A 24,072-nucleotide genomic window follows, 5' to 3' on the forward strand; every position below is an offset into this window, starting at 1 on the left:
CCCCGTGAGCAGCACGATCTGGTCGGTGGACGAGCACCTGGACGACATCCTCGCCACGGTGAGGCCGCTCGAACCCATCGAGCTGCAGCTGCCCGACGCACAGGGCTGCGTCCTGGTGAAGGACGTCGTCGTGGAGGTGGCCCTGCCGCCCTTCGACAACAGCTCGATGGACGGCTACGCGGTGCGGATCGCCGATGTCGAGGGGGCGAGCGAGGAGTTCCCCGCCGTCCTCACGGTCATCGGTGACGTCGCCGCGGGCAGCGCCGGGCTCGCCGACGGCCAGGTCGTGGGGCCGGGTCAGGCCGCCCGCATCATGACGGGCGCCCCGCTGCCCGTCGGTGCGGAGGCCGTGGTCCCGGTCGAGTGGACGGACGGCGGTACGGGCGAGGGCCCGGCCGCCACGATGCGCGCCCACTCCGACGCCCCGGAGGGCGCCACCGGTGAGGTCCGCGTCCACCGGTCAGTCGAGGCCGGCGCCCATGTCCGCGAGCGCGGGAGCGACGTCAAGCCCGGCGATCTGGCCCTGCGCGCGGGCTCGATCGTCGGCCCGCCGCAGATCGGGCTGCTCGCCGCGATCGGCTGCGCGACCGTGGTCGTACGGCCCCGCCCGCGCGTCGTCGTCCTCTCCACCGGCAGCGAACTGGTCCAGCCCGGCGAGGAGCTGACGGGCGGGCAGATCTACGACTCCAACAGCTTCGCGCTCACGGCCGCCGCCCGGGACGCCGGAGCCATCGCCTACCGGGTCGGCGCGGTCACCGACGACGCCGAGACCCTGCGGGCCACGATCGAGGACCAGCTGATCCGCGCGGACGTCATCGTCACCACGGGCGGCGTCAGCGTCGGCGCGTACGACGTGGTCAAGGAGGCGCTCTCCTCCGTCGGCGACGAGGACGAGCCGGGCAGCGGGATCGACTTCCGCAAGCTCGCCATGCAGCCGGGCAAGCCGCAGGGCTTCGGCTCGATCGGCCCCGACCACACCCCGCTGCTGGCCCTGCCGGGCAACCCGGTCTCCAGCTACGTCTCCTTCGAGCTGTTCGTCCGCCCCGCCATCCGCGCCCTGATGGGTCTGCCGGACCTCCACCGCCCCACGGTCCGCGCCGTGCTCAGCGTCGACAAGGCGCTCACCTCGCCCGCCGGCCGCCGCCAGTTCCTGCGCGGTACGTACGACGAGGAGGCGGGCACCGTCACCCCTGTCGGTGGCTCCGGATCGCACCTGATCGCCGCACTCGCCCAGGCGGACGCGCTGATCGTGCTGCCCGAGGACACCACCTCCGCCGAGCCCGGCACGGAGACGGACGTGATCCTGCTCCGCTGACCGCCGCCCGGTGGCGGTACGGTATCTGCCGCCGTGCCTTCCGGGGGAACCCCCTCCGGGCCCGGGCCGATCGGCGCCCCTACCGCTAGGCGGAGTGAGTTGAGTACGCAGAACAGGCTGACGCACATCGACGAGGCGGGCGCGGCCCGCATGGTCGACGTGTCCGAGAAGGACGTCACCACGCGCGTCGCCCGCGCCAGCGGCCGGGTCCTCGTCTCGCCGCGCGTCATCGAGCTGCTCCGGGGCGAGGGAGTCCCCAAGGGCGATGCCCTCGCCACCGCGAGGATCGCCGGGATCATGGGGGCCAAGCGCACCCCGGACCTCATCCCGCTCTGCCATCCGCTGGCCGTCTCCGGAGTGAAGGTCGACCTGAGCGTGGCCGACGACGCGGTGGAGATCACGGCCACTGTGAAGACGACGGACCGCACGGGCGTCGAGATGGAGGCCCTGACCGCCGTGTCGGTGGCCGCGCTGACGGTGATCGACATGGTCAAGGCCGTCGACAAGAGCGCGGTCATCACCGACGTACGGGTCGAGGCGAAGTCGGGCGGCAAGTCCGGCGACTACCGGCGCACCGCGCCGGAGGGGCCGGACGCGTGACGCCGCCCGGGCCCGGAGCCCCCGGCCACGAACAGCCCGCGCAGTCACCCGAGGCCGCCCGGGAGTCCGCCCCCGCGTACCGCGCCCTCGTCGTCACCGCCTCCAACCGGGCCTCCGCCGGGGTGTACGCGGACAAGGGCGGCCCTCTGATCGCCGAAGGGCTCACCGCCCTCGGCTTCACGGTCGACGGCCCGCAGGTCGTCCCCGACGGCGACCCGGTCGAGGCGGCCCTGCGCGCCGGAGTGGCCGCCGGGTACGACGTGATCGTCACCACCGGCGGTACGGGCATCTCGCCCACCGACGCCACCCCCGAGGCCACCCGCCGCGTCCTGGACCACGAGATCCCCGGCATCCCCGAGGCGATCCGGGCCGAGGGGCTCGCCAAGGTCCCGACCGCCGCGCTCTCCCGGGGCCTCGCGGGCGTCGCCTCCCGCACCCTGATCGTCAATCTGCCCGGCTCCACCGGCGGGGTCCGCGACGGCCTCGCGGTCCTCGGCAGGCTCCTGGTGCACGCCGTCGACCAGCTCCGCGGCGGCGACCACCCCCGACCGGGGAGCCCGAGCTGAACATCGCGACCTGGCCGGTGACGCTGACCGACGGCGAGATCGTCCTGCGCCCGATAAAAATGCGCGACCAGCGGGTGTGGCGCGAGGTCAACCGGCGCAACCGTGACTGGCTGCGTCCCTGGGAGGCCACCGTCCCGCCGCCGGCCCCCGGCGGCCCGGTCGCACAGCGGCCCACGTACCGGCAGATGGTCCGTCATCTGCGCGCCGAGGCGCACGCCGGGCGGATGCTGCCGTTCGCCATCGAGTACGAAGGCCGGCTCGTCGGCCAGCTCACCGTCGCGGGGATCACCTGGGGTTCGATGTGCTCCGGCCATATCGGCTACTGGGTCGACCAGGGCGTCGCCGGGCGCGGAGTGATGCCGACGGCCGTGGCGCTCGCCGTCGACCACTGCTTCCGCTCGGTGGGGCTGCACCGCATCGAGGTCTGCATCCGCCCGGAGAACGCGCCGAGCCGCCGGGTGGTGGAGAAGCTCGGCTTCCGCTCCGAGGGCGTGCGCCCGCGCTACCTCCACATCGACGGGGCCTGGCGGGACCACCTGATCTTCGCGCTCACGGCCGAGGAGGTGCCCGAGGGGATGCTCAGGCGCCGGCGCCGTACGCGACCGGTGACGCCGCCGGGCCCGGAGGAGCCCGGACAGCGGCCCGGGCAGTCCGGCCGGCTCGACTAAATAAAATAAGTGTTCGAATTTGATCGACGGATGACAGCAATGGGTCGCACTATCGGTGACTGTTGATCTGATCAATCACAAAAAAAGTCCGTGATATCAGCCGGATCGTGCGACACACCGGGCCAATTGGCGGATGCCTCCGCGTAAACCCCTCTACGGTGTGAGCGTGAGCAGCAGCGGCCTCATCTACGCAGTCATCGTCGGGGCCTGGGCCGCCTACTTGGTGCCGATGTGGCTCCGCAGGCAGGACGAGCTCAACGAAGCCCGTCCGACGGAACGCTTCAGCACCGCCATCCGGCTGCTGTCCGGACGGGCGGCGATGGAGCGCCGGTACGCCAGGGAGCTGCAGGAGCGCACCGCCGAGGAGGCGGGGCCCGACGTCGACCCGGACGCCGAAACGGACCGTATGGATTCCGTGGACGTCCGGGCCTTCGCCGCGCCTCCGGCGCATACCGAAGCCAGGGTGCAGGACCCGACGCACGCCCCGGCCCCCCAGGCCCCCGAACGCCAGGCGCACGACCGGCGGCCGGCGCATCAACCACCGGTGCATCAGCCACCGGACCGCCAGCCATCGGACCGTCAGGCGCACGACCGTCAGGCGCACGACCGCCGGTCCGGCGAGCGCCCCGCGCATCCGGGGCCCCCGTCCCAGCGCCGCCCGCGCTCCGGCGCGGCCGACGCCGAGCGGGCCCGGCGCGCCCAGCGCTCCCAGGTCCTGGCGCGGCGCAGGCGGACGACGGTCGTCCTCTTCCTGGCCTTCACCCTCGGCGCGATCGTGGCCGCGGTCGGCGGTCTCGGCTTCCTCTGGGCGCCGGCCGTCCCCGCCGTGCTGCTGAGCACGTACATCGTGCATCTGCGCGCCCAGGAGCGGCGCCGGTTCGCGTTCACCATGGACCGCCGGCGGGCCGAGGTCGCGGCACAGCGGCTGCGCGAGAATCGGCCCCGCAGGCACCAGCCCGCGGCCTCCGCCCCCGCCGAGCAGGACGACGACTCCGAAGCCCACCACCCGGAGCCGGAACCCACCCCCACGGTCTCCCCGCAGGAGGCCGGCCGCCGCGCCCTCGTCGAGCAGACGGACCACGCGGAGTGGGTGGACCAGCAGCGCGAACGCGGCCGGGTCCAGGGCGACAGCTGGGAGCCGGTCCCCGTACCGCTCCCCACCTATGTCACCGCCCCCGTCGCCCCCCGGGCCACCGGCGGCGTCGAGGTGGGCGACCCGGAGACCTGGAGCGCGGCCCGCTCCAGCACCGCCGAGCCCACCCAGACCGGCACGTCGCACCCCACCGCCCCCGCGGTGGACCAGGCTCCGCGCCAGCGCACCAACCAGTCCCGCCGCACCCGCGACCGGGGCCGTACCCCCCTCTTCGACCAGTACGACGACGAGGACCGGCCCCGGGCGGCCAACGAGTGAGACCTGCGGAACCCCGGCACCGCTGACCAGCGGAGGAACGGATTTCCAAGCACCCCGGTGAGGGTGCTAGAGTTTCACTCGTTGCAAGGGCCTGTGGCGCAGTCTGGTAGCGCACCTCGTTCGCATCGAGGGGGTCTGGGGTTCAAATCCCCACAGGTCCACAACAACAATCCGTCGGTGATTCAGTTCTCAGACGGATGACGGAATCCCGTCCGATCGCTTCGATCGGGCGGGATTTCTTCGTTCCGCGACGCGTGCGGGCCGTTACGCGGCCCGGCGCCCGCTCGCGGCATCGCGCACCGCTTCAGGTTCGGCGCACGAAGCTCCCGGAGACGTGACCGGCCACGCCGCATGCATCCCCGCGCGCCGGCCGGTGTCCTCGCCCCGTTCTGTTTCCGCCGGGTTTCTCTACAGTTCTCGGCCAGTTCTGTAGAAAAGAGCCCCATCTCCGGTGCTTGTCGCGACAGTTCCGCTTACGCGAGAGTTCGAGGCGCGGCGACAGGAACATGTCATCGCCGCCGGGCAGTGTCCACGGAACACATCGCGCGTCCCCAAGCGTGGTGTGGCCACCCCCCCCATTGTCTGGACGCTCGCCTGTGTAGCGGAAGGAATCGCGTGAAGCACGGAAAGAAGAACGCGCGCAGATACATCGTGGCGGCCTCCATCGGCGCCCTCCTGTCGGCCGGAGTCGCCACAGGGGCTTACGCCGGGACGGCGGAATCCGCGCCGCTGCGGTACCAGCCGGAGATGGTCCAGGCTCTCGCCACCACCCTGGGCGTGAGTGAGCAGGAGGCCGTCGAGCGGCTCGACGAGGAAGCGCGGCAGCAGGACCGGTTCGCGAAGCTGCGGGCCGAGAAGGTCTCCACCCTCGGGGCCTTCTTCGCCGGTGACGGGACGCTCGTCGTCAACGCCGCCGATGCCGAGGCGGCGAAGGAGGTCAGGGAGGCGGGACTCGCAGCACGGGTCCCGGAACGCGGTGAGGGTGAGCTGAACCGGATCAAGGCCCAGCTCGACGCCAAGGCGCTCAGGAGCGCCCCGGCCGGGGTGTCGGCGTGGTCCGTGGACCTCGCATCCGACACCGTGACCGTCGAGGTGAACGGGGCGTCGGACAACGCCACCCGTGACTTCCTCAAGGCGGCGAGGAGCAACGGCGACGCGGTACGGGTCGTCGCGGGCCAGGAGAAGCTGGAGACCCAGGCCGTCGTGCCGCCCGGCAGCCGCATGACGTTCAACGGCTACCTCTGCTCCGTCGGTTACGGGGCGAAGGACCGCAACGGCAAGCAGGTGCTGGTGACCGCCGGGCACTGCATCGAGGACCTGCCCGCACTCGCCTACAACGGGACCCGGTTCGCCAAGGGCACCCACACCCGGTTCGCGCTCGGCACCCGCAGCGTGGACATGGGCATAGCCGCGGTGGACGCGGGCAACTCCATCGGCCTGGACATCACCACGTACGGCAAGGCGGGCACCGTCGCCGTCCGGGGCAGCCAGCGGGCCCCGCAGGGCTCGGCGCTCTGCAAGGCCGGCCAGACCACCGGCTGGACCTGCGGCAAGGTCGGTTCGTACAACGTCAGCGTTACCTACACCGACCAGAACGGCGGGCCGGACACCGTGGTGACCGGTCTTGCCAGCTCCTCCGTCTGCACCCAGGGCGGCGACAGCGGAGGCGCCTACGTCTCCGGTAACCAGGCCCAGGGGATGACCTCCGGCGGCCCGACCAACCAGCGGTGCAACGGCCAGGTGAACTCGCCCGGTTCGTCGTACTTCCAGCCGCTCGATGACGCCCTCAAGTACTACGGGCTGACGCTCAACACCAAGTAGCCCCGACCGGGTGAAGGTGCCCCATACGCGGGAGACCGTCCACTGACCCTGGGCGGTCTCCCGTTTCCAATTCTCCTGTCATTCCGTCGTGCCGAAATCCCAGGCCACTCCGTGCACTCCGGGTTTGCAGCGGGAGGCGAGCACATGGGTGCTGTGGGAATCGTTCATCGAAATGCGCCGCTGCGCGCGGGGCGGGGAGCCCACCTGGTCCCGGAAGTACCGCCGGCAGCCGGAGGGAAGCGCGTCCGGATGGAAGAAGACCTGCTGAAGATATTCGTGCAGATTCGCTCGCGACCAGCGTTCGTAGTGCGTGGCCGGCTCCCGGGACGGGCTCACATCGACCGAGTAACTCACCACCGTCGTATCCAATTTGGCGAGTTCGCGGCCGAAATGGATTTCCAGCACCAGGGATTTCAGTCCCTTGAGGTACGTGGCCTCGCCGAGCCGCCCGCTGGTGACGCGGATGTCGAGCGGCTCCGCCTGTTCGTCGTCGAAGCTGAGCACGAACAGCGCGCGGTCGGCTCCGGCGCGGCTGGCCCGCAGCACATTGGTCGTGGTGATGTTGCTCAGCGTTCCGGTCCCGCCCAGCGTCACCACGTCGTGGATCAGCAGCGAGCCGGTCTCCTGGTTGAAGTGGCGGAATCGTTCGCCGAGCGCCTTCTCCACCACCGAGTCCTCGCCCAGCACCTGGAGGGCCGCCCCCTCGCCCCGGGCCGGTGCGACCCGGCCGCGCGGGCGGCGCGGGCCGAGCAGCGAGCGCAGGGCCCCGCCCGGCAGGTCCAGGATCTCCTCCAGCACCTCCACGGCCCGCAGCGACCGGGCCCGTTCCGGCTGGCTGCGGCCCCGCTGCCAGCTGCTCAACGTCGCCTGGCTGACCCCGATGCCGCGCGCCCTGAGCCGTTCGCTCACCCGCTCCAGGGAGAGGCCACGGCGCCCCAGCGCCTCCCGCAGGGCCGTCGGGAAGGCGTCGGCCTCCGTGGCGCCCCCGTCGATCTCCATCGCCGCACGAGAGCCTGCGGCCCGCTCCGTGTCCCCGGCGCCCGGCAGTCCGACGCCGGCTTCCGCTCTGCTCGACATGTCCCTCCCCCATCCCGGCACTCCCGCCGCGGAGCATCCGTAAGGTCCCCGCATACTGGTTGACCACCGGACAGGGACCGGATAACAAAACCCCCAGGAGTGACCTGCCCCACACTCCGGGGACGCGCTGCCCGGTGTCCTCCGCACGGCCCGAGGAAGTGAGCACGTGGTGAACAGCGTGAACGGCGTGGACGTCACCGCTCTGGTCGTCGCGGCCAGGGACGGGGACCAGGGAGCCGGGGAGCGGCTCGCCGCCCTCTACCTGCCGCTGGTCTACAACGTCGTGGGCCGTGCCCTCAACGGTCACCCGGACGTGGACGACGTGGTGCAGGAGACCATGCTCCGGGCGCTCTCCGGCCTCTCCTCGCTGCGCGATCCCACCCGGTTCCGGTCCTGGCTGGTGGCCATCGCCATGAACCAGGTCCGCACCCGCTGGTCCGTCCTCGGCCACCGTCCCGCCGCGCTGGAGGAGACCGACGAGCCCGCCGACCCGGCGGCCGACTTCGTCGACCTGACCATCCTGCGCCTCGAACTCTCCGGCCAGCGGCGCGAGACCGCCGAGGCGACGCGCTGGCTGGACGACGCGGAGCGCGATGTGCTCTCCCTGTGGTGGCTGGAAACGACCGGTGAACTCACCCGGGCCGAGCTGGCGGACGCCCTCGGGCTCTCGCCCCAGCACGCCGCCGTACGGGTACAGCGGGTCAAGAACCAGCTCGACATCGGGCGCGCGGTCGTCCGGGCGCTGGCCGCCGAACCCCGCTGCCCTTACCTGGACGGGCTGCTGGAGGACTGGGACGGGGTGCCCACGCCCCTGTGGCGCAAGCGCATAGCCCGCCACATACGCGGCTGCGCCTCCTGCTCCGCCGGCAGCTCGGGGCTCGTGCCGCCGGAGGGGCTGCTCTCCGGTCTCGCCCTGGTGGTGCCGTTGTACGAAGGGGGGCAGCACGCCGCCGCCGCTGTCGCCCCGGCCGTGGCTCCGGCCGCGTTCTCGGCGGGGAAGGCGGCGGGGCTCGTGGCCGCCGCGGCCGCCGTGACCTCGATCGCCGTACTCCTGTGGCCCGCGGCGCCCGCTCCGCCCGCACCGCGCGCCGAAGGGGGTACGACACAGCTCCCGGCGCCCGCGCCGGCACCGGTCACCGCCTCGGCCACCCCGTCCGCGTCCCCGACGCCCACCCCCACGCCGTCAACCACGCCGAGCCCCGCCGCCCCGAGCGTCTCGCCGTCCACCGTGGCCCCGCCGCCGTCCCCGCGCCCCGCGCCCCGGCCCCGTCCGGAGACCCGCCTCGTCGCCGAGGTCAACACGCTGCGCGCCCACAACGACTGCCCGCAGCTGACCACCGATCCCCGGCTCACCGAGGTCGCCCAGCGCCACTCCGAGGACATGGCGGCCCGCGACTATTTCGGCCACACCGATTCGACGGGCCGGGGGATGGGTGACCGGGTGACCGATTCCGGCTACCTCTGGTCCGCCGTCGGCGAGACCATCGCCACCGGGAACGCCGACCCCGCCGCCGTGGTTGACCAGTGGCGCCGCAGCCCCGGCCGCGACGACGACATCCTCAACTGCAACTTCACGCATGTGGGCGTGGGCATCGCCGACTCGCCGCGCGGGCCCTACTGGACGCAGGTGCTGGCCACACCCCAGTGAGGTGTCACGGCCGCCGGAGCGGCTTGGCCATGCAGATGCTGCTCTCGTACTCCCGGTAGTGGCCGAACTTCGCGCACACCGTGTAGCCGCTGGAGGTGTACAGCGCTATCGCCTCGGGCTGCTGGTCGCCGGTCTCCAGGACCATCCGGACGCGGCCCGCGGCCCGGGCGTCGTCCTCCAGGGCGGCGAGCATCCGGCGGGCCAGGCCCCGGCCGCGGCCCTCGGGGATCACGAACATCCGCTTGATCTCGGCGTCGCCGTCCGCGTACCCCTCGGGGTTACGGTCCTGCGTCCGCCAGCCGCCGGTCGCCACCGGGCGCTCCTGCTCGTCGTAGGCGAGCAGATACAGACCGTGCGGCGGGTCGAACATCGTCGGGTCGAGCGGTGTGAGATCGCCCCCGTCGCCGTAGCGCACGGCGTATTCGAGCTGGACCTGGTCGTTGAGTTTGACGGCGTCGGGGTGATCGAAGCGGTACGGACGGATATTCATGCTGAGTATCGTATATCTATGGGTAGGGGTGGGGTAGGTACTGTTTCCTGATGCTGACCGTTACAAGCGTGAATGTTAATGGGCTCCGCGCCGCCGCGAAGAAGGGCTTCGTGGAATGGCTGGCGGGCACCGAGGCCGATGTCGTCTGCCTCCAGGAGGTCCGCGCCGAGCCGGGCCAGCTGGCCGAGGGGGTGCGTACCCCCGAGGGCTGGCACACCGTGCACGCCCCCGCCGCCGCCAAGGGGCGTGCAGGGGTCTCCCTCTACTCCCGGCAGGCGCCGGAGCGGGTCCAGATCGGCTTCGGCGGGTTCGGGGTCCCCGGGGCCGAGGAGTTCGACGCGAGCGGCCGGTACGTCGAGATCGACCTGCCCGGCGTGACCGTCGCGAGCCTGTACCTGCCCTCCGGTGAGGTCGGCACGGAGCGGCAGGACGAGAAGGAGCGCTTCATGGCGGCCTTCCTGCCCTACCTCCAGGGTCTGAAGGCGCGGGCGGCGGCGGACGGCCGTGAGGTCGTGGTCTGCGGTGACTGGAACATCGCGCACCAGGAGGCCGACCTGAAGAACTGGAAGGCCAACCAGAAGAGTTCGGGCTTCCTCCCCGAGGAGCGGGCCTGGCTGACGCGGGTCTTCGAGGAGGCCGCGTACGTGGATGTGGTGCGGCAGCTGCACCCGGACGTCGCGGGGCCGTACAGCTGGTGGTCCTACCGGGGGCGCGCCTTCGACAACGACTCCGGCTGGCGTATCGACTACCAGATCGCCACCCCGGGTCTCGCCGGGCGCGCGGTCAAGGCGTGGGTCGAGCGGGCCGCCACGCACGGCGAGCGGTGGAGCGACCACGCGCCCGTGACGGTCGTCTACGAGCGGTAGCGCCGGGCTGGGCCACGGGGGCGGTTACGCCTTCGGAGGCTGCGTGCCGTCCTCGCGGCGCAGCCTCCGGTCCAGGGCCATCGACAGCTCCGCGTCCACCACCGCGCGGGCCAGTGGCCGCAGTTGGGCCGGTTCGGTCTCCGAGGCGTGGGCATGCAGTACGCGTACGAAGATTTCGGCGAGAGCGTCCGCGTGCTCGCGGACGCGGCGGCCCGAGGAGAGCACCGTGGCCAGCGGCACCCCTTCCCGTACGAGCTCCGCCGAGACCTCCAGGAGGCGCCGGCTGATGTGGACGATCTCGTCGCCGTCGGTGGCGAGATAGCCGAGGTCCAGCGCGGTGGCCAGGTTCTCCGGGGTGACCTCGCCCTCGAAGTAGTCGGCGAGCTGTTCCGGGGTGAGCCGGACCGGGGTCTCCTCGGTCGGCTCGCCGAGCCCCAGCACCTCGGCGACATCGCGGCCGCTCTCGAAGGTGGCTGCCAGGTCCGCGATGCCGTTGAGGGTGTGGCCGCGCTCCAGCAGGCCCGTGATGGTCCGCAGCCGGGCCAGGTGGTGGTCGTCGTACCAGGCGATCCGGCCCTCGCGGCGGGGCGGCGGGATCAGGCCGCGCTCCCGGTAGAAGCGCAGGGTCCGCACGGTGATGCCGGCCTCCTCGGCCAGCTCCTCCATGCGGTATTCGCGGTGCTCGCGTCCTTCAGCCACAGGGGCACCCTATGTTGTACCGCCAGTAACTTTCCTCGGTCCGCCCCCTACCCATCAGTACGACCCTGCTCTACTCTCCGAACCATGCCAGTGATTGCTGGCAGGGTGGCGTGACGTACCGCGGGAGGCGGCAGCATGGCCCAGCACGAGCACGTACGTGTGGCGGTGATCGGAACCGGATTCGGGGGCCTGGGGGCCGCCGTCCGGCTGCGCCGCGAAGGCATAACCGATTTCGTCGTCCTGGAGCGGGCCGACTCGGTGGGCGGCACGTGGCGCGACAACAGCTATCCCGGCTGCGCCTGTGACGTACCGTCGCACCTCTACTCCTTCTCCTTCGCGCCCAACCCCGACTGGCCGCGCACCTTCTCCGGCCAGGAGCACATCCGGGCCTACCTGGAGCGGGTCGCGGACACCTTCGGGCTCCGCCCGCACATCCGGCTGAACCACGAGGTGAAGCTGATGAGCTGGGACCGGGAGAACCTGTACTGGGTGATCGAGTCCGCCAACGGCACCACGCTCCGTGCGGACGTCGTCATCTCCGCGACCGGGCCGCTCTCCGACCCCAAGATGCCGGACATACCCGGGCTCGACTCCTTCCCCGGGAAGGTCTTCCACTCCGCGCGCTGGGACCACGACTACGACCTCGCCGGCAAGCGGGTCGCGATGGTCGGAACGGGTGCGTCCGCCATCCAGATAGTCCCGGCGATCCAGCCGAAGACGGCCAAACTGACGCTCTTCCAGCGCACCCCGCCGTGGGTCATGCCCCGAGTGGACCGCACGATCAGCAAGGCCGAGCGCGCACTGCACCGGGCCGTCCCCGTCACCGGCACCGCCCGCCGCGGACTGCTGTGGGGCATAAGGGAGTTGCAGGTCAGCGCCTTCACCAAGCACCCCGACCAGCTGGGCCTGGTGGAGAAGATAGCCAAGTCCAACATGGCGCGGGCCATCAAGAACCCGGCGCTGCGGGCCAAGCTGACCCCCGACTACCGCATCGGCTGCAAGCGGATCCTGCTCTCCAGCACCTACTACCCGGCCCTCGCCCAGCCCAATGTCGACGTCGTGGCCTCCGGGCTCAGCGAGATACGCGGCTCCACCGTCGTCGCCGCCGACGGCAGCGAGGCGGAGGTCGACGCGATCATCTTCGGCACCGGCTTCCATGTGACGGACATGCCGATCGCGGAACGGGTCGTGGGCGAGGAGGGCATCACGCTCGCCGAGTCCTGGAAGGACGGGATGAACTCGCTGCGCGGCGCGACCGCCGCCGGGTTCCCCAACTGGATGACGATCATCGGCCCCAACACCGGGCTCGGCAACTCCTCCATGATCCTGATGATCGAGTCCCAGCTGAACTACATGGCCGACTATCTGCGCCAGTTGAACGTGCTCGGCGGCCGCGCCGCACTCGGCGCCCGCTCCACCGCCGTCACCGCCTGGAACCACCGGGTCCAGGAACGGATGAAGCGCACGGTGTGGAACACCGGCGGCTGCACCAGCTGGTACCTCGACGAGGCGGGCCGCAACACCACGGTCTGGCCCGGCACCACCGGCGAGTTCCGGCGGCAGACACGGTCTGTGGACCTCGCGGAGTACGACGTCATCCGGGCCGGGAAGCCGGGCGCCGGGGGCGTGCGCGAGGGCGGGCTCGTACCCGAGCAGCCGGGCCGCACCGACCGGGAGACCGTGACCGCCGGGGAGCCCGTCGTCGAGGAGGCCTCACGATGAGCAGGCTCCTGCACCGCGACGACCTCCCGCCGGTCCCCGCGGGCGAACTCTTCGTACGGTCCGCCGACGGCTCCCGCATCCACGTCGAGCTGCACGGCCCCGAGGACGCCCCCGCGGTGGTCCTCGCCCACGGCTGGACCTGCAACACCCACTTCTGGGCCGCGCAGATCCGGGACCTCGCCGCCGACCACCGCGTCATCGCCTACGACCAGCGCGGCCACGGCCTCACCCCCGAACCCGGCCCCGGCGGCTACAGCGTCAACGCGCTCGCCGACGACCTCGAAGCGGTGCTCGCCGCCACCCTCGCCCCCGGGCGGAAAGCGGTGCTCGCCGGGCACTCCATGGGCGGGATGACGCTGATGGCCGCCGCCCGCCGCCCCGGCCTGCGCGAGCACGCCGCCGCCGTACTGCTCTGCTCCACCGGCAGCGGGCGGCTGACCGCCGAGGCCCTCGTCCTGCCGCTGCGCGCGAGCGCCTTCCGGACCCGGCTCACCGCCGCGGTCCTGGGGGCGAAGGCGCCGCTCGGGCCGGTCAACCCGGTCTCGAAGAAGCTCCTCAAGTACGCGACCATGGGCGCCGGTTCGGCCCCGGAGCGGGTCGACGCCTGCGCCCGCATCGTGCACGCTTGCCCGCGCCGCGCGAGAGTGGGATGGGGCCAGGTGCTCGCCGACCTGGACCTGACGGCGGACGTGCGGGAGCTGCGGGTGCCGACGGCGGTGATCGCCGGCAGTGGCGACCGGCTGACCCCGCCGGTCCACGCGCGGGCCATCGCGGCGGCGCTGCCGGTCGGCCTCGGGCTGACCGAGCTGGCGGGCATGGGGCACATGACGCCGGTGGAGGCCCCGGAGGCCGTCACGGCGAAGCTCAGGGAACTCACCACCCGGTACGTCGCAGCCCCGACGGCCGCCACGGCCGCCACGGCCGAGAAGGAGGATGTCGCATGAGCAGCAGGCGGAGTCTGGAGGGCCAGGTCGTCGTCGTCACCGGCGCGGCCCGTGGCGTGGGCGAACTGCTGGCCCGCAAGCTGTCGGCGCGCGGGGCGACGCTGGCGCTGGTCGGCCTGGAGCCCGACGAGCTGAAGAAGGTCTCCGAGCGGCTGCACGGCGAGAGCGACCACTGGTTCGCCGATGTCACCGACCACACGGCGATGGCCCAGGTGGCCCGCGAGGTCAAGGAGCGGTTCGGCAAGGTCGATGTGGTCGTCGCCAACGCGGGCGTCGCCTCGGGCGGCCCGTTCGCCGACTCCGACCCGGATGCGTGGCGGCGGGTCATCGAGGTGAACCTGATCGGCGGCGCGGTCACCGGGCGGGCGTTCCTGCCGGTGCTGATGGAGAGCCGCGGCTACTTCCTCCAGATAGCGTCGCTGGCCGCGATCACCCCGGCCCCGATGATGACGGCGTACTGCGCGTCCAAGTCGGGTGTGGAGGCGTTCGCGCACAGCCTGCGCGCCGAGGTCGGCTACAAGGGCGTGAAGGTCGGGGTCGGTTACCTCTCCTGGACCGACACCGACATGGTGCGCGGCGCCGACCAGGACGATGTGATGCGGGAGTTGCGCCAGCGGCTGCCGTGGCCGATGAACCGTACGTATCCGCTCGGCCCGGCCGTCGAGCGGATCGTGGACGGGATCGCGCGGCGCTCCCCCCATGTGTACGCCCAGTGGTGGCTGCGGGGGATGCAGTCGGTCCGCGGCTATCTGCCCTCCGTCATCGCGATCGGCGGACAGCGCGAGATGCGGCGCTTCGAGCCGCGCCTCCACACGGTGTCGAAGGGGCTTGTGGGGGCCGGGGGAGCGGCGGACCAGGACGCGCGCGCCGAGCGCGCTGACCGTGCGTAACGGTCCGTAGCAGTCCGAAATGCGCGGGATGTCGGGGCGTGCAACGCTGAGGACGGCCCCGCTGGGGGCCACCCCACACGTACCCCCACGCATCCCACAGGAGTGAACAGCATGGGTATCGCAGACCAGTTCAAGGACAAGGCGCAGGAGCTCGCCGACCAGGCCAAGCAGAAGGCCGGCCAGGGCAAGGACCAGGCTCAGGACCGCGCGTCGGACGCCCGGAACCGGGACCAGGAGCACGGCTCCGACGCGTCGACGGGCCTGCGGGACCGGGCCCAGGACGCGAAGGACCAGGCGCGCGAGCGTTTTGACCGTTGACGGTCACTGAGGTGTGACGCGTGCGCGCTGCGCTGTGCGCGTGCGTGCGCGTCGCTTCAGGAGGCGTACCCGGGACACCGGGTGCGCCTCCTTTTCGGTGCGGGCCCACCCGGTGACCGGATCGGTCCGCTGCCGGACCCGATGCGGCCTGTCGCCGCCCCACCCGTGCGGCCCAGGCTTGGGGGCATGACCCGAGCACTGATCGTCATCGATGTCCAGGAATCCTTCCGCGCCCGCCCCCTGTGGGAGACCACCTCCGACCTGAAGATCGCCGACCGGGTGAACCGGCTGGTCCGGCTCGCCCGCCGGTCCGGGGACCTGGTGGTGTGGGTGCTGCACTCCGAACCCGGCACCGGTGACGTCTTCGACCCGGCCCTCGGCCATGTCCGGCTGATGGAGGAGCTGGAGCGGGCGGACGGGGAGCCGCTGATCCACAAGACCTCGCACAACGCCTTCACCACCACCAACCTGCGGCAACTCCTCACCGAGCGCGGCATCCACGAGCTCACCGTCTGCGGTATCCGTACCGAGCAGTGCGTGGAGACCACCACCCGCCTGGCCGGTGACTTCGGCTACCGGGTCACCCTGGCCATCGACGCGACCGCGACCAACCCCATCCCGCACCCCGACGCCCCCGCCGGCCTGAGCGTCGCCGAGCTGCTGGCCGACCCCCGCACCCTGTCCGCCGAAGAGGTCATCAGGCGCACCGAGTACGCCCTCGCCGGACGCTTCGCCACCATCGCGACGGTCGACCAGCTGGAGGCCGCGGCGGAACTTCAGGCATGATGACCGGATCGTGAGCCACATCGTCTTCCTGCTGGTCCCCGGAGTCCACCTGCTGGACCTGGCAGGCCCCGCGCAGGTCTTCTCCGCCGCCGCCGGCTTCGGCCACCCCTACACGCTCTCCTACGTCGCCGAGCAGCCCCAGGTCACCACCGCCCAGGGGCTGCCGCTGGTGGCCGGGCTCGACTGGCCCGAGCTCGGACCCGGGGACCTGATCGTGGTGCCCGGCTGGCGGGCGGTCACCCTGGCAGACGCCCCCGCCCTCGGCAGCGCCACCCTGAAGGTCCTCCGGGACCACCACGCCGGGGGCGGGACGGTGGCCAGTGTCTGCGCCGGGGCCGAGGCGCTCGGCCAGGCCGGTCTGCTCGACGGCCGACGCTGCACCACCCACCACGACGTGCAGGACGAGCTGGCCCTGCGCCACCCCGGGGCGGTGGTCGTCCGGGACGTCCTGTTCACCGCCGACGACCGGGTGATCACCTCGGCCGGTATCGCCAGCGGCATCGACCTGGCCCTGCACCTGGTCGCGACGCACCACGGCCCGGCCGCCGCCGCCCAGGTGGCCCGGGAGATGGTCGTCTACGCCCGGCGCAACGGCCACGAGCCGCAGTCCAGCGCGATGCTCCGGCACCGCTCCCACCTCGACGACACCGTGCACCGCGCCCAGAACCTGATCGACGCCCGCTTCGACCGGCCGCTCCCGCTGCCCGCCCTGGCCGCCGCCGTCGGCGTCAGCGAACGCACCCTCACCCGCCTCTTCGGCCGCGCCACCGGGCTCACCCCGCTGCGCTACCAGCAGACCCTCCGCCTCGAACGCGCCCAGCACCTCATCAGCCACGGCGCGACGATCGACGCCGCCGCCCGCTCGGTCGGCTTCGAGGACCCGCGCATGCTGCGCCGCCTGCGGGCCCGCACGGTCTGACCGCGGTGCGCCCTGCCTCGGTAGTGCTCCTACCTCGGCGGCAGCGGCGGCCGCCGCAGGTTCGGGGCCGTCCCGTACGAGGGTGGCGTCGCCGCCGGGTGGGCGGCCAGCAGGTCCAGCGCCACCCGGACCGCGTCGTCCAGCACCGCGTGCCGGCCCTCCGCCCAGTCCAGCGGGGTGCGCAGGGCCTCCAGGTCCGGTTCCACGCCGTGGTTCTCCACCGACCAGCCGTAGGTGTCGAACCAGGCGGCGTTCATCGGGACCGTGATCACCGTGCCGTCCCCCAGGCGGTGGCGGCCGGTCATGCCGACCACGCCGCCCCAGGTCCGCTGCCCCACCACCGGGCCCAGCTTCAGCAGCCGGAACGCGGCGGTGATCATGTCGCCGTCGGAGGAGGTCGCCTCGTCGGCCAGGGCCACCACCGGGCCCCTCGGCGCGTTGGAGGCGTAGCTCACCGCCTGCGCGTTGCGCGTCAGGTCCCAGCCGAGGATCTTGCGGGTGAGCTTCTCCACGACCAGCTCACTGATGTGGCCGCCCGCGTTGCCCCGTACGTCCACGATCAGCGCCGGGCGGGACACTTCGAGGCGCAGGTCCCGGTTGAACTGGGCCCAGCCCGAGCCGCCCATGTCCGGGATGTGCAGGTAGCCGCACTTGCCGCCGCTCAACTCCCGTACGACATCACGCCGTTTGGCCACCCAGTCCTGGTAGCGCAGCGGGCGCTCGTCCACCAGGGGCATGATCGCCACCCGGCGGGAGGGGCCCCCGCCCGCCGGGGAGAACGTCAGCTCCACCGTCGTGCCGCCCGCCGCCGTCAGCAGGGGGAACGGGCCCGTCACCGGGTCCACCGGGCGGCCGTCCACGTGGGTGAGGACCGCGCCCTCCCGGATCCCCGTACCGGCCAGCGGTGAACGGGCCTTGGAGTCCGAGGAGTCGCCCGGCAGGACGCGCTGGAGGGTCCACGCCCCGTCCCGGCAGACCAGGTTGGCGCCGAGCAGCCCGATCGCCCGCTGGTAGTGCGGCGGGCCCTCGTTGCGGCGGGCGGGGGAGACGTACGCGTGCGAGGTGCCCAGTTCGCCCAGGACCTCGCGCAGCAGATCCGCGAACTCGTCGGGCGACGCGACGCGTTCGACCAGCGGGCGGTACTGGTCGAGCACCCCGTCCCAGTCGATGCCGCACATGTCGGGCTCCCAGAAGTAGGAGCGGATGATCCGCCCCGCCTCCCCGTAGGCCTGCCTCCACTCAGCCCCCGGGTCTACCTCGTGCAGGATGCGGCGCAGGTCCAGATAGACCGTGGAGTCGGTGTCGCCCGGCTCGGCCGCCGGTACGGCGCGCAGCTCGCCGTCGTCCATCACGACGAGCCGGGACGCGTCGCCGCTGACCGCGAACCAGTCGAGGTGGTCGACCAGTTCGGCCTTGCGCGCCTTCGCGATGTTGAAGTGCTCCAGGGTGGGCCGCCCCGACATGTCGGCCGGATTGGCGAACGTCTCGCCCAGCGCCCCGGAGATCGGCCAGCGCAGCCAGACCAGCCCGCCGCCGCTCACCGGGGCCAGCGCCGAGTACTTGGAGGCGGAGACCGGGAACGGCGTCACCCGGCTCTCCAGCCCCTCGAACTCGACCATGACCGTGGACCCTTCGCCCGTACCCCCTGCTTCCGGAACGTCTATCGGGTCGAGACCGCCCGCCGCCGGGCGCCCGTCCGGGGAGAGCGCGAAGGGGGAGGGGGTCGCCGAGGAGAGCGGGACCAGGTAGGGGCGGCAGCCCAGGGGGAAGGAGAGGTCGCCGGTGTGGACGTCGTACACCGGGTCGAAGCCCCGCCAGGACAGGAACGCGAGGTAGCGGCCGTCCTCCGTGAAGACCGGGTTCTCGTCCTCGAAGCGGCCGTTGGTGACGTCCACGATCACCGGGGCGCCGGGGCCGGAGATCCGGGCCAGCTTGATCTGCCGCAGCGAGCGGCCGATGCCCGGGTGGGACCAGGTCAGCCAGTCGCCGTCGGGGGAGAAGGCCAGATCGCGGACGGGTCCGTTGACCGAGCGGATCAGCTCGGTGAGCCCGGGGTGCTCGTCGACCGGCGCCGCACTGTCCAGGGCCGCCGCGCCCGTGGCCGCGTACAGGTCGGCGCGGGTGGATCCGCTGGGGGCCTTCTCCCCGGGCTCCAGCGGCTCCTCGGGCTCCAGCGGCTCCTCCTCCGGCTCCCCCGTGTCCAGGAGCAGCAGCCGCCCGTCGTTCGACGCGATGGCGAGGCGTTCGCCGTCCGGGTCGGAGATCAGCTCCTGGACCCGGCCCAGCTGTCCCGAGGCGAGCCGGCGCGGGGCCCGGTCGCCGCTGGCGCGCGGCAGGTAGGCGATCTCCACCGCGTCCTCGCCGTCAGCGTCGGTGACGTACGCGACCTGGCCCCCGCTGCCGAGCATCTCCGGCAGCCGCACCCGCACGCCCGGGGTGTCGCTGATGGTGCGGGCGGGGCCGTCGCGGTGGGTGAGCCAGTAGAGGCTGCCGCGTACGGTGACGGCGCTGGCCCGGCCCGTCTCGTCGACCGAGAGCGAGTCGACGTTGCTGGCGGCGGGCACCTGGTAGCTCCGCCGGCCGGTGCGCGGGCCTCCCAGGCGTACCTCCAGCTTGCGCGGGGTGGCGTCCGGCGACTCCAGATCCTCGACCAGCCAGAGGTCGCCGGCGCACTGGTAGACGACGCGGTGGCCGTCGCTGGAGGCGTTGCGGGCGTAGAAGGCGTCGTGGTCGGTGTGGCGGCGCAGACCGGTGCCGTCGGTCCGGCAGGAGTAGAGGTTGCCGACGCCCTCGTGGTCGGAGAGGAACGCGATGCGGCGGCCGACGAACATCGGTGAGGCGAGGTGGCCGTCGATGTCCGGGAGCAGGCGTTCGCCGTGCAGCCAGAGGCGGCCCATCGCCCCGCCCCGGTAGCGCTTCCAGGCGGCCGGTTCGTGCGGGGGCGTGCCGGTGAGCAGCAGGGTGCGGCGCTCGCCGTCGAGGTCGGCGACGGCGATGTCGGAGACCGGGCCCCAGGGGAGCCGCCCTCCTGGGCTGCCGTCGGTGGGGAGGCTGTAGGCCCAGGAGAAGTACGAGAACGGCTGGTTGTGGGAGGAGACGGCGAGGATCTGGGAGGCGTCGGCGGGGTCGGGGGTCCAGCCGCAGACCCGGGCGTCGGTCGAGCCCCAGTAGGTGAGCCGGCGGGCCGGGCCGCCGTCGACCGGGGCGAGGTGGATCTCGGGGTCCAGTGTGCGCCAGGTCGTGTAGGCGATGGAGGTGCCGTCGGGCGAGAAGCGGGGATGGCTGACCCGGGTCCGGTCGACGGTCACCCGCCAGGCCCGGCCCGGCCGGTGGCCCGCCGGGACGAGGGGGGCGACCCACAGGTCGTCCTCGGCCGCGAAGCAGAGCATGTCCTGGTGGAGGTGCGGGAACCGGAGATACGCGACGTCGTCACTCACCCCCCAATGCTTTCCGCGCGAAGGGCCCGGGGCAACTTGTGGTGCAGCCCACAAGCGAAACGATTTCGTTTCGCTGGGCGACGGGGGTACGGTTCAGGTGTACGAAACAGTTTCGTTCGATGCTGAGCGGAACTGCTGAACGGGACTGCTGAGCGGAACACCGGCAGGTAGAAGCGAGCGCGAAGGAGGTCGGCACATGGCACGCACCAGGCTGACCCCCGAGCGCGAGGGCGAGCTCTACGAGTCCGTCCTCGACCTGCTCCGCGAGGTCGGCTACGACGCCCTGACCATGGACGCCATCGCCGCCCGCACCCGGTCCAGCAAGGCCACTCTCTACCGCCAGTGGGGCTCCAAGCCCGAGCTGGTCGCCAAGGCGCTGCGGCACAACAAGCCGGGGAGCCTCGCCGACATCGACACCGGTTCGCTGCGTGGGGACTTCCACGCCGCACTGAGCCGGACCGACGACTGCCAGATGGAGAAGGACGCCGCGCTGATGCGGGGTCTGAGCCATGCCGTCCACGAGTACCCCGAGCTGCTCCAGGCGTTGCGGGAGCTGCTGATCGAGCCGGAGATGACCGGTCTCGACGAGCTGCTGCAGCGGGCGGTGGCACGGGGCGAACTGCGCGCGGACAACCCGGCGCTGAAGTACATCCCGCACATGCTGGTCGGCGCGCTGGCCGCCCGGCAGCTGATCGAGGACCGTCCTGTCGATCAGGCGTTCCTCATCGACTACGTGGACTCCGTGGTTCTCCCCGCCCTCGGCGTCTGACGACCTTCACCCCGACGTCCCCACCCTGACGTCCCCCCGTCCAACCCGCACGGCCCTCTCCCCGACGCTCCACCTGACACGCCGCTCTCGTCGTCGGGCTGGTTCCTCACGCCCAATTCCACTCACACGACCTGACCGGGAGTACGCCCCCGTGGCCACTTTCCTCTACAAGCTCGGACGGCTCGCCTTCCGGCGCCGCCGCTATGTCGCCCTCGTCTGGGTGGCGCTGCTGGCGCTCGCCGGATTCGGCGCGGCCTCCGCGTCCACCGCCACCTCCAGTTCCTTCTCCATCCCCGGTACGGAGGCGCAGCGCGCCTTCGACCTGCTGGAACAGCGCTTCCCCGGCACCAGTGCCGACGGGGCCACCGCCCGGGTCGTCTTCAAGGCGCCCGAGGGCGAGAAGGTCACCGACTCGGCCAACAAGGGCGAGATCCAGGGCATCGTCAAGGAGCTGGCCTCCGGCTCGGACCAGATCGCCAAGGTCGACGACCCGTTCGAGGTCCAGGCCGTGAGCAAGGACGGTTCGACGGCGTACGTCTCGGTCTCCTACAAGGTCAACTCCATGGAGCTGACCGACAAGACCACCGACGCACTGAAGGACGCGGGCAAGGACGCGCAGAACAACGGCATGAAGGTGGAGATCGGCGGTGACGCGCTCCAGGTCATGCCGCACACCGGGGCCGCCGAGATCATCGGCGTCGCCATCGCCGCCGTCGTCCTGGTCATCACCTTCGGCTCGCTGATCGCCGCCGGCCTGCCGCTGCTGACCGCCCTTATCGGGGTCGGTATCGGGGTCTCGCTGATCACGGCGCTGGCCAACGTCCTGGACCTCGGCTCCACCACCTCGACGCTCGCCATGATGATCGGCCTCGCGGTCGGCATCGACTACGCCCTCTTCATCGTCTCCCGCTACCGCGCCGAACTGGCCGAGGGCCGGGAGCGCGAGGAGGCCGCCGGGCGGGCCGTCGGCACCGCCGGATCGGCTGTCGTCTTCGCGGGCCTGACCGTGGTCATCGCCCTGGTGGGCCTGGCCGTCGTCAACATCCCGATGCTGACCAAGATGGGCTTCGCCGCCGCCGGTACGGTCGCGATCGCCGTGGTCATCGCCCTCACCCTCGTCCCGGCCCTGCTGGGCTTCGCGGGCAAGCGGGTCTTGGGCCGCAAGGCGCGCAAGGCCGCCGAGGCGGAGAACCGTCCCGAGGCCAAGCCGAACATGGGCACCCGCTGGGCGCGGTTCGTGCTGCGAAGGCCGGTCTGGGTGCTGCTGGTCGGTGTCCTCGGCCTCGGCATCATCGCCGTACCCGCCGCGTCCCTGGAGATGGGCCTGCCCGACGACGGCGCCCAGCCGAAGTCGACCACGCAGCGCCAGGCGTACGACACGCTCTCCGAGGGCTTCGGCCCCGGGTTCAACGGTCCGCTGATGATCGTCATGGACGGCAAGGGCAGCTCCGACCCGAAGGCCGCGGCCGAGCGGGTCCGCGAGGAGATCGAAGGGCTCGGTGTCGTCACCGTCACCCCGGCCACGTTCAACAAGGCCGGCGACACCGCGATGATCACGGTCATCCCGAAGGACCGGCCGTCCTCCCACGCCACGGAGGAGGTCGTCCACGACATCCGTGACGCGGGCAAGGACATCAAGGCGGACACCGGGGGCGAGGTCCTTGTCACCGGCGCCACCGCGATGAACATCGACTTCTCGCAGAAGATGAACGACGCGCTGCTGCCCTACCTGGCGCTCGTCGTCGGCCTCGCGTTCCTGCTGCTGATGCTGGTCTTCCGCTCGGTCCTCGTCCCGCTGAAGGCGGCCCTCGGCTTCCTGCTCTCGGTGGTCGCGGCCCTCGGTGCGGTCGTCGCGGTCTTCCAGTGGGGCTGGCTCGGCTCGCTCTTCGGGGTCGAGCAGACCGGTCCGATCATGAGCATGATGCCGATCTTCATGGTCGGTGTGGTCTTCGGTCTCGCGATGGACTACGAGGTCTTCCTCGTCACCCGGATGCGCGAGGCGTACGTCCACGGCGAGAGCCCCGGCCAGGCCATCGTGACCGGCTTCAAGCACGGCGCACGGGTGGTCACGGCAGCGGCGGTGATCATGATGGCCGTCTTCGCGGGCTTCATCGGCTCCAGCGAGCAGATGATCAAGATGATCGGCTTCTCGCTCGCCATCGCCGTCCTCTTCGACGCGTTCGTGGTGCGCATGGCGATCGTGCCGGCCGTCCTGGCCCTGCTGGGCAAGAAGGCCTGGTGGCTGCCGCGCTGGCTCGACCGGGCGCTGCCCAACGTGGACGTGGAGGGCGAGAAGCTGCAGAAGCGGCTGACCGAGGAGCCGTCGGCCCCCGAGGGCGGTGACGGCGGCGAGCGCGAGCTCGTACGCGTCTGACCCTGCCCGAGCCGGCCGTACGGGCCCACCCGCCCGATCCGGCCGTACGAGGACTCCGTCGAGCCGTTCGAGTCCTCCATGAACCCCGGGGCCGTGTCTGAGCGGAGCGCGGCCCCGGAAGCGCCGGTTACCTGTGGGGACGGGGGACCGGGGCACAGAGAAGGCCCCCGTGCGATGAGCGCGGGGGCCTTCTCTGCATGCGGGTGCCGTCCTTCAGCCGTGGGCGGGCTGCGCGCCCCGGTCCGTGCGGGGGGTGGTGCGGGACGGGGGCTTCTCCGCGGCCCCGTCCGGCGGTGCGGCCGTGGCCGGGGCCTGTGCGCGGGTGCGGGCGAGGAAGCGGATCAGCGTCCTGATCTCGAACTGGAAGACCTCGACGCCGTCCGTCGAGTGCAGCTCCACGATCAGCTGCGTACGGCCGCAGGGCCAGACGCGGACGGCTCCGCGCTCGATCGGGGTGCGCAGACCGCGTTCCAGGAGGTCGCGGCCGAACGCCCAGTCGGTGCCGCCGGGCAGCGTGATGTGGACGGTGCGCGGATCGTCGGCCGCGTCGTAGCGCAGGTCGACGGGGACCGGGCGGGTCAGAGGGCCATCGGTGATGAGCCGGGCGCGAGCATGTACTTCGATCACAGGGGACATGGGCCGGCTCCTCCTATATGTATCGCTCTGCCCTCTAATGTCGCATATTTCACAGAACTGGCACGGTGAGCGTGCGCTCACGTGACAGCGGGTCATGCCCGCGGGCATATCGGCGG

Annotated in this window: 21 protein-coding genes and 1 tRNA gene; 17 read left to right on the plus strand and 5 right to left on the minus strand. The window is 72.0% G+C overall.

The features are described from left to right. Positions 1-4 precede the first annotated feature (4 nt). The 7 genes from glp to ACK8N7_RS21735 all read left to right on the plus strand — a co-directional run bounded on the left by glp (position 5) and on the right by ACK8N7_RS21735 (position 6,381). Positions 5-1,315: a molybdotransferase-like divisome protein Glp gene (glp, locus tag ACK8N7_RS21705; protein WP_403212637.1), complete on the plus strand. Its 1,311-nt coding sequence runs from the start codon at positions 5-7 to the stop codon at positions 1,313-1,315. A gap of 99 nt (positions 1,316-1,414) precedes the next feature. Then, positions 1,415-1,915, plus strand: coding sequence for a cyclic pyranopterin monophosphate synthase MoaC (moaC, locus tag ACK8N7_RS21710; RefSeq protein ID WP_032758045.1), 501 nt, complete (start codon positions 1,415-1,417; stop codon positions 1,913-1,915). A 122-nt stretch (positions 1,916-2,037) separates the two neighbouring features. Further along, positions 2,038-2,481, plus strand: coding sequence for a MogA/MoaB family molybdenum cofactor biosynthesis protein (locus ACK8N7_RS21715; protein ID WP_043974469.1), 444 nt, complete (start codon positions 2,038-2,040; stop codon positions 2,479-2,481). Between the two features lie 17 nt (positions 2,482-2,498). After that, complete coding sequence (locus ACK8N7_RS21720; RefSeq protein WP_500443787.1) at positions 2,499-3,149, plus strand: GNAT family N-acetyltransferase; 651 nt, start codon at positions 2,499-2,501, stop codon at positions 3,147-3,149. Between the two features lie 166 nt (positions 3,150-3,315). Beyond that, positions 3,316-4,560 (plus strand): divisome protein SepX/GlpR, encoded by a 1,245-nt coding sequence (sepX, locus tag ACK8N7_RS21725; RefSeq protein ID WP_500443789.1) that lies wholly within the window; start codon positions 3,316-3,318, stop codon positions 4,558-4,560. A gap of 87 nt (positions 4,561-4,647) precedes the next feature. Beyond that, positions 4,648-4,721, plus strand: a tRNA-Ala gene (locus tag ACK8N7_RS21730). A 454-nt stretch (positions 4,722-5,175) separates the two neighbouring features. Next, positions 5,176-6,381 carry a S1 family peptidase gene (locus ACK8N7_RS21735; protein ID WP_403212628.1) on the plus strand — a complete coding sequence of 402 codons (1,206 nt, stop codon included), beginning with the start codon at positions 5,176-5,178 and terminating at the stop codon, positions 6,379-6,381. Between the two features lie 78 nt (positions 6,382-6,459). On the opposite strand, the gene ACK8N7_RS21740 is transcribed toward ACK8N7_RS21735, so the two are convergent. After that, entirely contained in the window at positions 6,460-7,458 is a 999-nt protein-coding gene (locus ACK8N7_RS21740; protein ID WP_403212627.1) for a helix-turn-helix domain-containing protein, read from the minus strand. Between the two features lie 166 nt (positions 7,459-7,624). On the opposite strand from ACK8N7_RS21740, the gene ACK8N7_RS21745 reads away from it, so the two are divergent. Continuing rightward, positions 7,625-9,106 carry a sigma-70 family RNA polymerase sigma factor gene (locus tag ACK8N7_RS21745; protein ID WP_403212625.1) on the plus strand — a complete coding sequence of 494 codons (1,482 nt, stop codon included), beginning with the start codon at positions 7,625-7,627 and terminating at the stop codon, positions 9,104-9,106. A gap of 4 nt (positions 9,107-9,110) precedes the next feature. Here the strand turns inward: ACK8N7_RS21745 and ACK8N7_RS21750 are convergent, their stop codons facing one another. Further along, a complete protein-coding gene (locus tag ACK8N7_RS21750) occupies positions 9,111-9,596 on the minus strand; it encodes a GNAT family N-acetyltransferase (protein WP_403212622.1) in 486 nt (161 codons plus the stop codon). A 50-nt stretch (positions 9,597-9,646) separates the two neighbouring features. On the opposite strand from ACK8N7_RS21750, the gene ACK8N7_RS21755 reads away from it, so the two are divergent. Beyond that, the gene (locus ACK8N7_RS21755) at positions 9,647-10,462 is read left to right on the plus strand and encodes an exodeoxyribonuclease III (protein WP_500443791.1); all 816 of its coding nucleotides are present in this window, start codon (positions 9,647-9,649) and stop codon (positions 10,460-10,462) included. A gap of 24 nt (positions 10,463-10,486) precedes the next feature. Here ACK8N7_RS21755 and ACK8N7_RS21760 read toward each other — a convergent pair whose 3' ends face one another. Further along, positions 10,487-11,128 carry a MerR family transcriptional regulator gene (locus tag ACK8N7_RS21760; protein ID WP_388135889.1) on the minus strand — a complete coding sequence of 214 codons (642 nt, stop codon included), beginning with the start codon at positions 11,126-11,128 and terminating at the stop codon, positions 10,487-10,489. A 168-nt stretch (positions 11,129-11,296) separates the two neighbouring features. Here ACK8N7_RS21760 and ACK8N7_RS21765 point away from each other — a divergent pair, with 168 nt between their 5' ends. The 6 genes from ACK8N7_RS21765 (at position 11,297) to ACK8N7_RS21790 (ending at position 16,740) form a co-directional block, all read left to right on the plus strand. After that, positions 11,297-12,883 carry a flavin-containing monooxygenase gene (locus ACK8N7_RS21765; protein ID WP_500443792.1) on the plus strand — a complete coding sequence of 529 codons (1,587 nt, stop codon included), beginning with the start codon at positions 11,297-11,299 and terminating at the stop codon, positions 12,881-12,883. Next, entirely contained in the window at positions 12,880-13,827 is a 948-nt protein-coding gene (locus ACK8N7_RS21770) for an alpha/beta fold hydrolase (RefSeq protein ID WP_500443794.1), read from the plus strand. Before ACK8N7_RS21765 ends, ACK8N7_RS21770 begins: the two co-directional genes overlap by 4 nt. Next, positions 13,824-14,717 carry an SDR family oxidoreductase gene (locus ACK8N7_RS21775; RefSeq protein ID WP_015609124.1) on the plus strand — a complete coding sequence of 298 codons (894 nt, stop codon included), beginning with the start codon at positions 13,824-13,826 and terminating at the stop codon, positions 14,715-14,717. The genes ACK8N7_RS21770 and ACK8N7_RS21775 overlap by 4 nt, the downstream gene beginning before the upstream one ends. Positions 14,718-14,828: 111 nt before the next feature. Next, the gene (locus tag ACK8N7_RS21780) at positions 14,829-15,035 is read left to right on the plus strand and encodes a hypothetical protein (protein WP_015609123.1); all 207 of its coding nucleotides are present in this window, start codon (positions 14,829-14,831) and stop codon (positions 15,033-15,035) included. 186 nt (positions 15,036-15,221) lie between these two features. Further along, a complete protein-coding gene (locus ACK8N7_RS21785; protein WP_403212613.1) occupies positions 15,222-15,821 on the plus strand; it encodes an isochorismatase family protein in 600 nt (199 codons plus the stop codon). A gap of 10 nt (positions 15,822-15,831) precedes the next feature. Further along, on the plus strand, positions 15,832-16,740 hold the full coding sequence (locus tag ACK8N7_RS21790) for a GlxA family transcriptional regulator (protein ID WP_403212611.1): 909 nt from the start codon (positions 15,832-15,834) through the stop codon (positions 16,738-16,740). A gap of 29 nt (positions 16,741-16,769) precedes the next feature. On the opposite strand, the gene ACK8N7_RS21795 is transcribed toward ACK8N7_RS21790, so the two are convergent. After that, positions 16,770-20,177: a S41 family peptidase gene (locus ACK8N7_RS21795; protein WP_500443797.1), complete on the minus strand. Its 3,408-nt coding sequence runs from the start codon at positions 20,175-20,177 to the stop codon at positions 16,770-16,772. Between the two features lie 196 nt (positions 20,178-20,373). Here ACK8N7_RS21795 and ACK8N7_RS21800 point away from each other — a divergent pair, with 196 nt between their 5' ends. Together ACK8N7_RS21800 and ACK8N7_RS21805 are read left to right on the plus strand one after the other, a co-directional pair. After that, positions 20,374-20,946, plus strand: a complete 573-nt coding sequence (locus tag ACK8N7_RS21800; protein ID WP_403212605.1) for a TetR/AcrR family transcriptional regulator — start codon at positions 20,374-20,376, stop codon at positions 20,944-20,946. A gap of 151 nt (positions 20,947-21,097) precedes the next feature. Then, positions 21,098-23,320, plus strand: a complete 2,223-nt coding sequence (locus ACK8N7_RS21805; protein ID WP_500443799.1) for an MMPL family transporter — start codon at positions 21,098-21,100, stop codon at positions 23,318-23,320. Positions 23,321-23,533: 213 nt separating this feature from the next. On the opposite strand, the gene ACK8N7_RS21810 is transcribed toward ACK8N7_RS21805, so the two are convergent. Next, the gene (locus ACK8N7_RS21810) at positions 23,534-23,956 is read right to left on the minus strand and encodes an SsgA family sporulation/cell division regulator (RefSeq protein ID WP_403212601.1); all 423 of its coding nucleotides are present in this window, start codon (positions 23,954-23,956) and stop codon (positions 23,534-23,536) included. Between the last annotated feature and the right edge of the window lie 116 nt (positions 23,957-24,072).

It is taken from the genome of Streptomyces griseobrunneus, assembly GCF_046713465.1.
Lineage (GTDB): Bacteria > Actinomycetota > Actinomycetes > Streptomycetales > Streptomycetaceae > Streptomyces > Streptomyces microflavus.

What these genes read in the sequence shown, in the direction of transcription:
- ACK8N7_RS21800 (WP_403212605.1), top strand. Translation starts at nt 20,374, where the DNA reads ATGGCACGCACCAGGCTGACCCCCGAGCGCGAGGGCGAGCTCTACGAG.
- ACK8N7_RS21750 (WP_403212622.1), bottom strand. Translation starts at nt 9,596, where the DNA reads ATGAATATCCGTCCGTACCGCTTCGATCACCCCGACGCCGTCAAACTC.
- ACK8N7_RS21770 (WP_500443794.1), top strand. Translation starts at nt 12,880, where the DNA reads ATGAGCAGGCTCCTGCACCGCGACGACCTCCCGCCGGTCCCCGCGGGC.
- ACK8N7_RS21810 (WP_403212601.1), bottom strand. Translation starts at nt 23,956, where the DNA reads ATGTCCCCTGTGATCGAAGTACATGCTCGCGCCCGGCTCATCACCGAT.
- ACK8N7_RS21755 (WP_500443791.1), top strand. Translation starts at nt 9,647, where the DNA reads ATGCTGACCGTTACAAGCGTGAATGTTAATGGGCTCCGCGCCGCCGCG.
- ACK8N7_RS21740 (WP_403212627.1), bottom strand. Translation starts at nt 7,458, where the DNA reads ATGTCGAGCAGAGCGGAAGCCGGCGTCGGACTGCCGGGCGCCGGGGAC.
- ACK8N7_RS21785 (WP_403212613.1), top strand. Translation starts at nt 15,222, where the DNA reads ATGACCCGAGCACTGATCGTCATCGATGTCCAGGAATCCTTCCGCGCC.
- ACK8N7_RS21775 (WP_015609124.1), top strand. Translation starts at nt 13,824, where the DNA reads ATGAGCAGCAGGCGGAGTCTGGAGGGCCAGGTCGTCGTCGTCACCGGC.
- ACK8N7_RS21780 (WP_015609123.1), top strand. Translation starts at nt 14,829, where the DNA reads ATGGGTATCGCAGACCAGTTCAAGGACAAGGCGCAGGAGCTCGCCGAC.
- ACK8N7_RS21765 (WP_500443792.1), top strand. Translation starts at nt 11,297, where the DNA reads ATGGCCCAGCACGAGCACGTACGTGTGGCGGTGATCGGAACCGGATTC.
- ACK8N7_RS21760 (WP_388135889.1), bottom strand. Translation starts at nt 11,128, where the DNA reads ATGGAGGAGCTGGCCGAGGAGGCCGGCATCACCGTGCGGACCCTGCGC.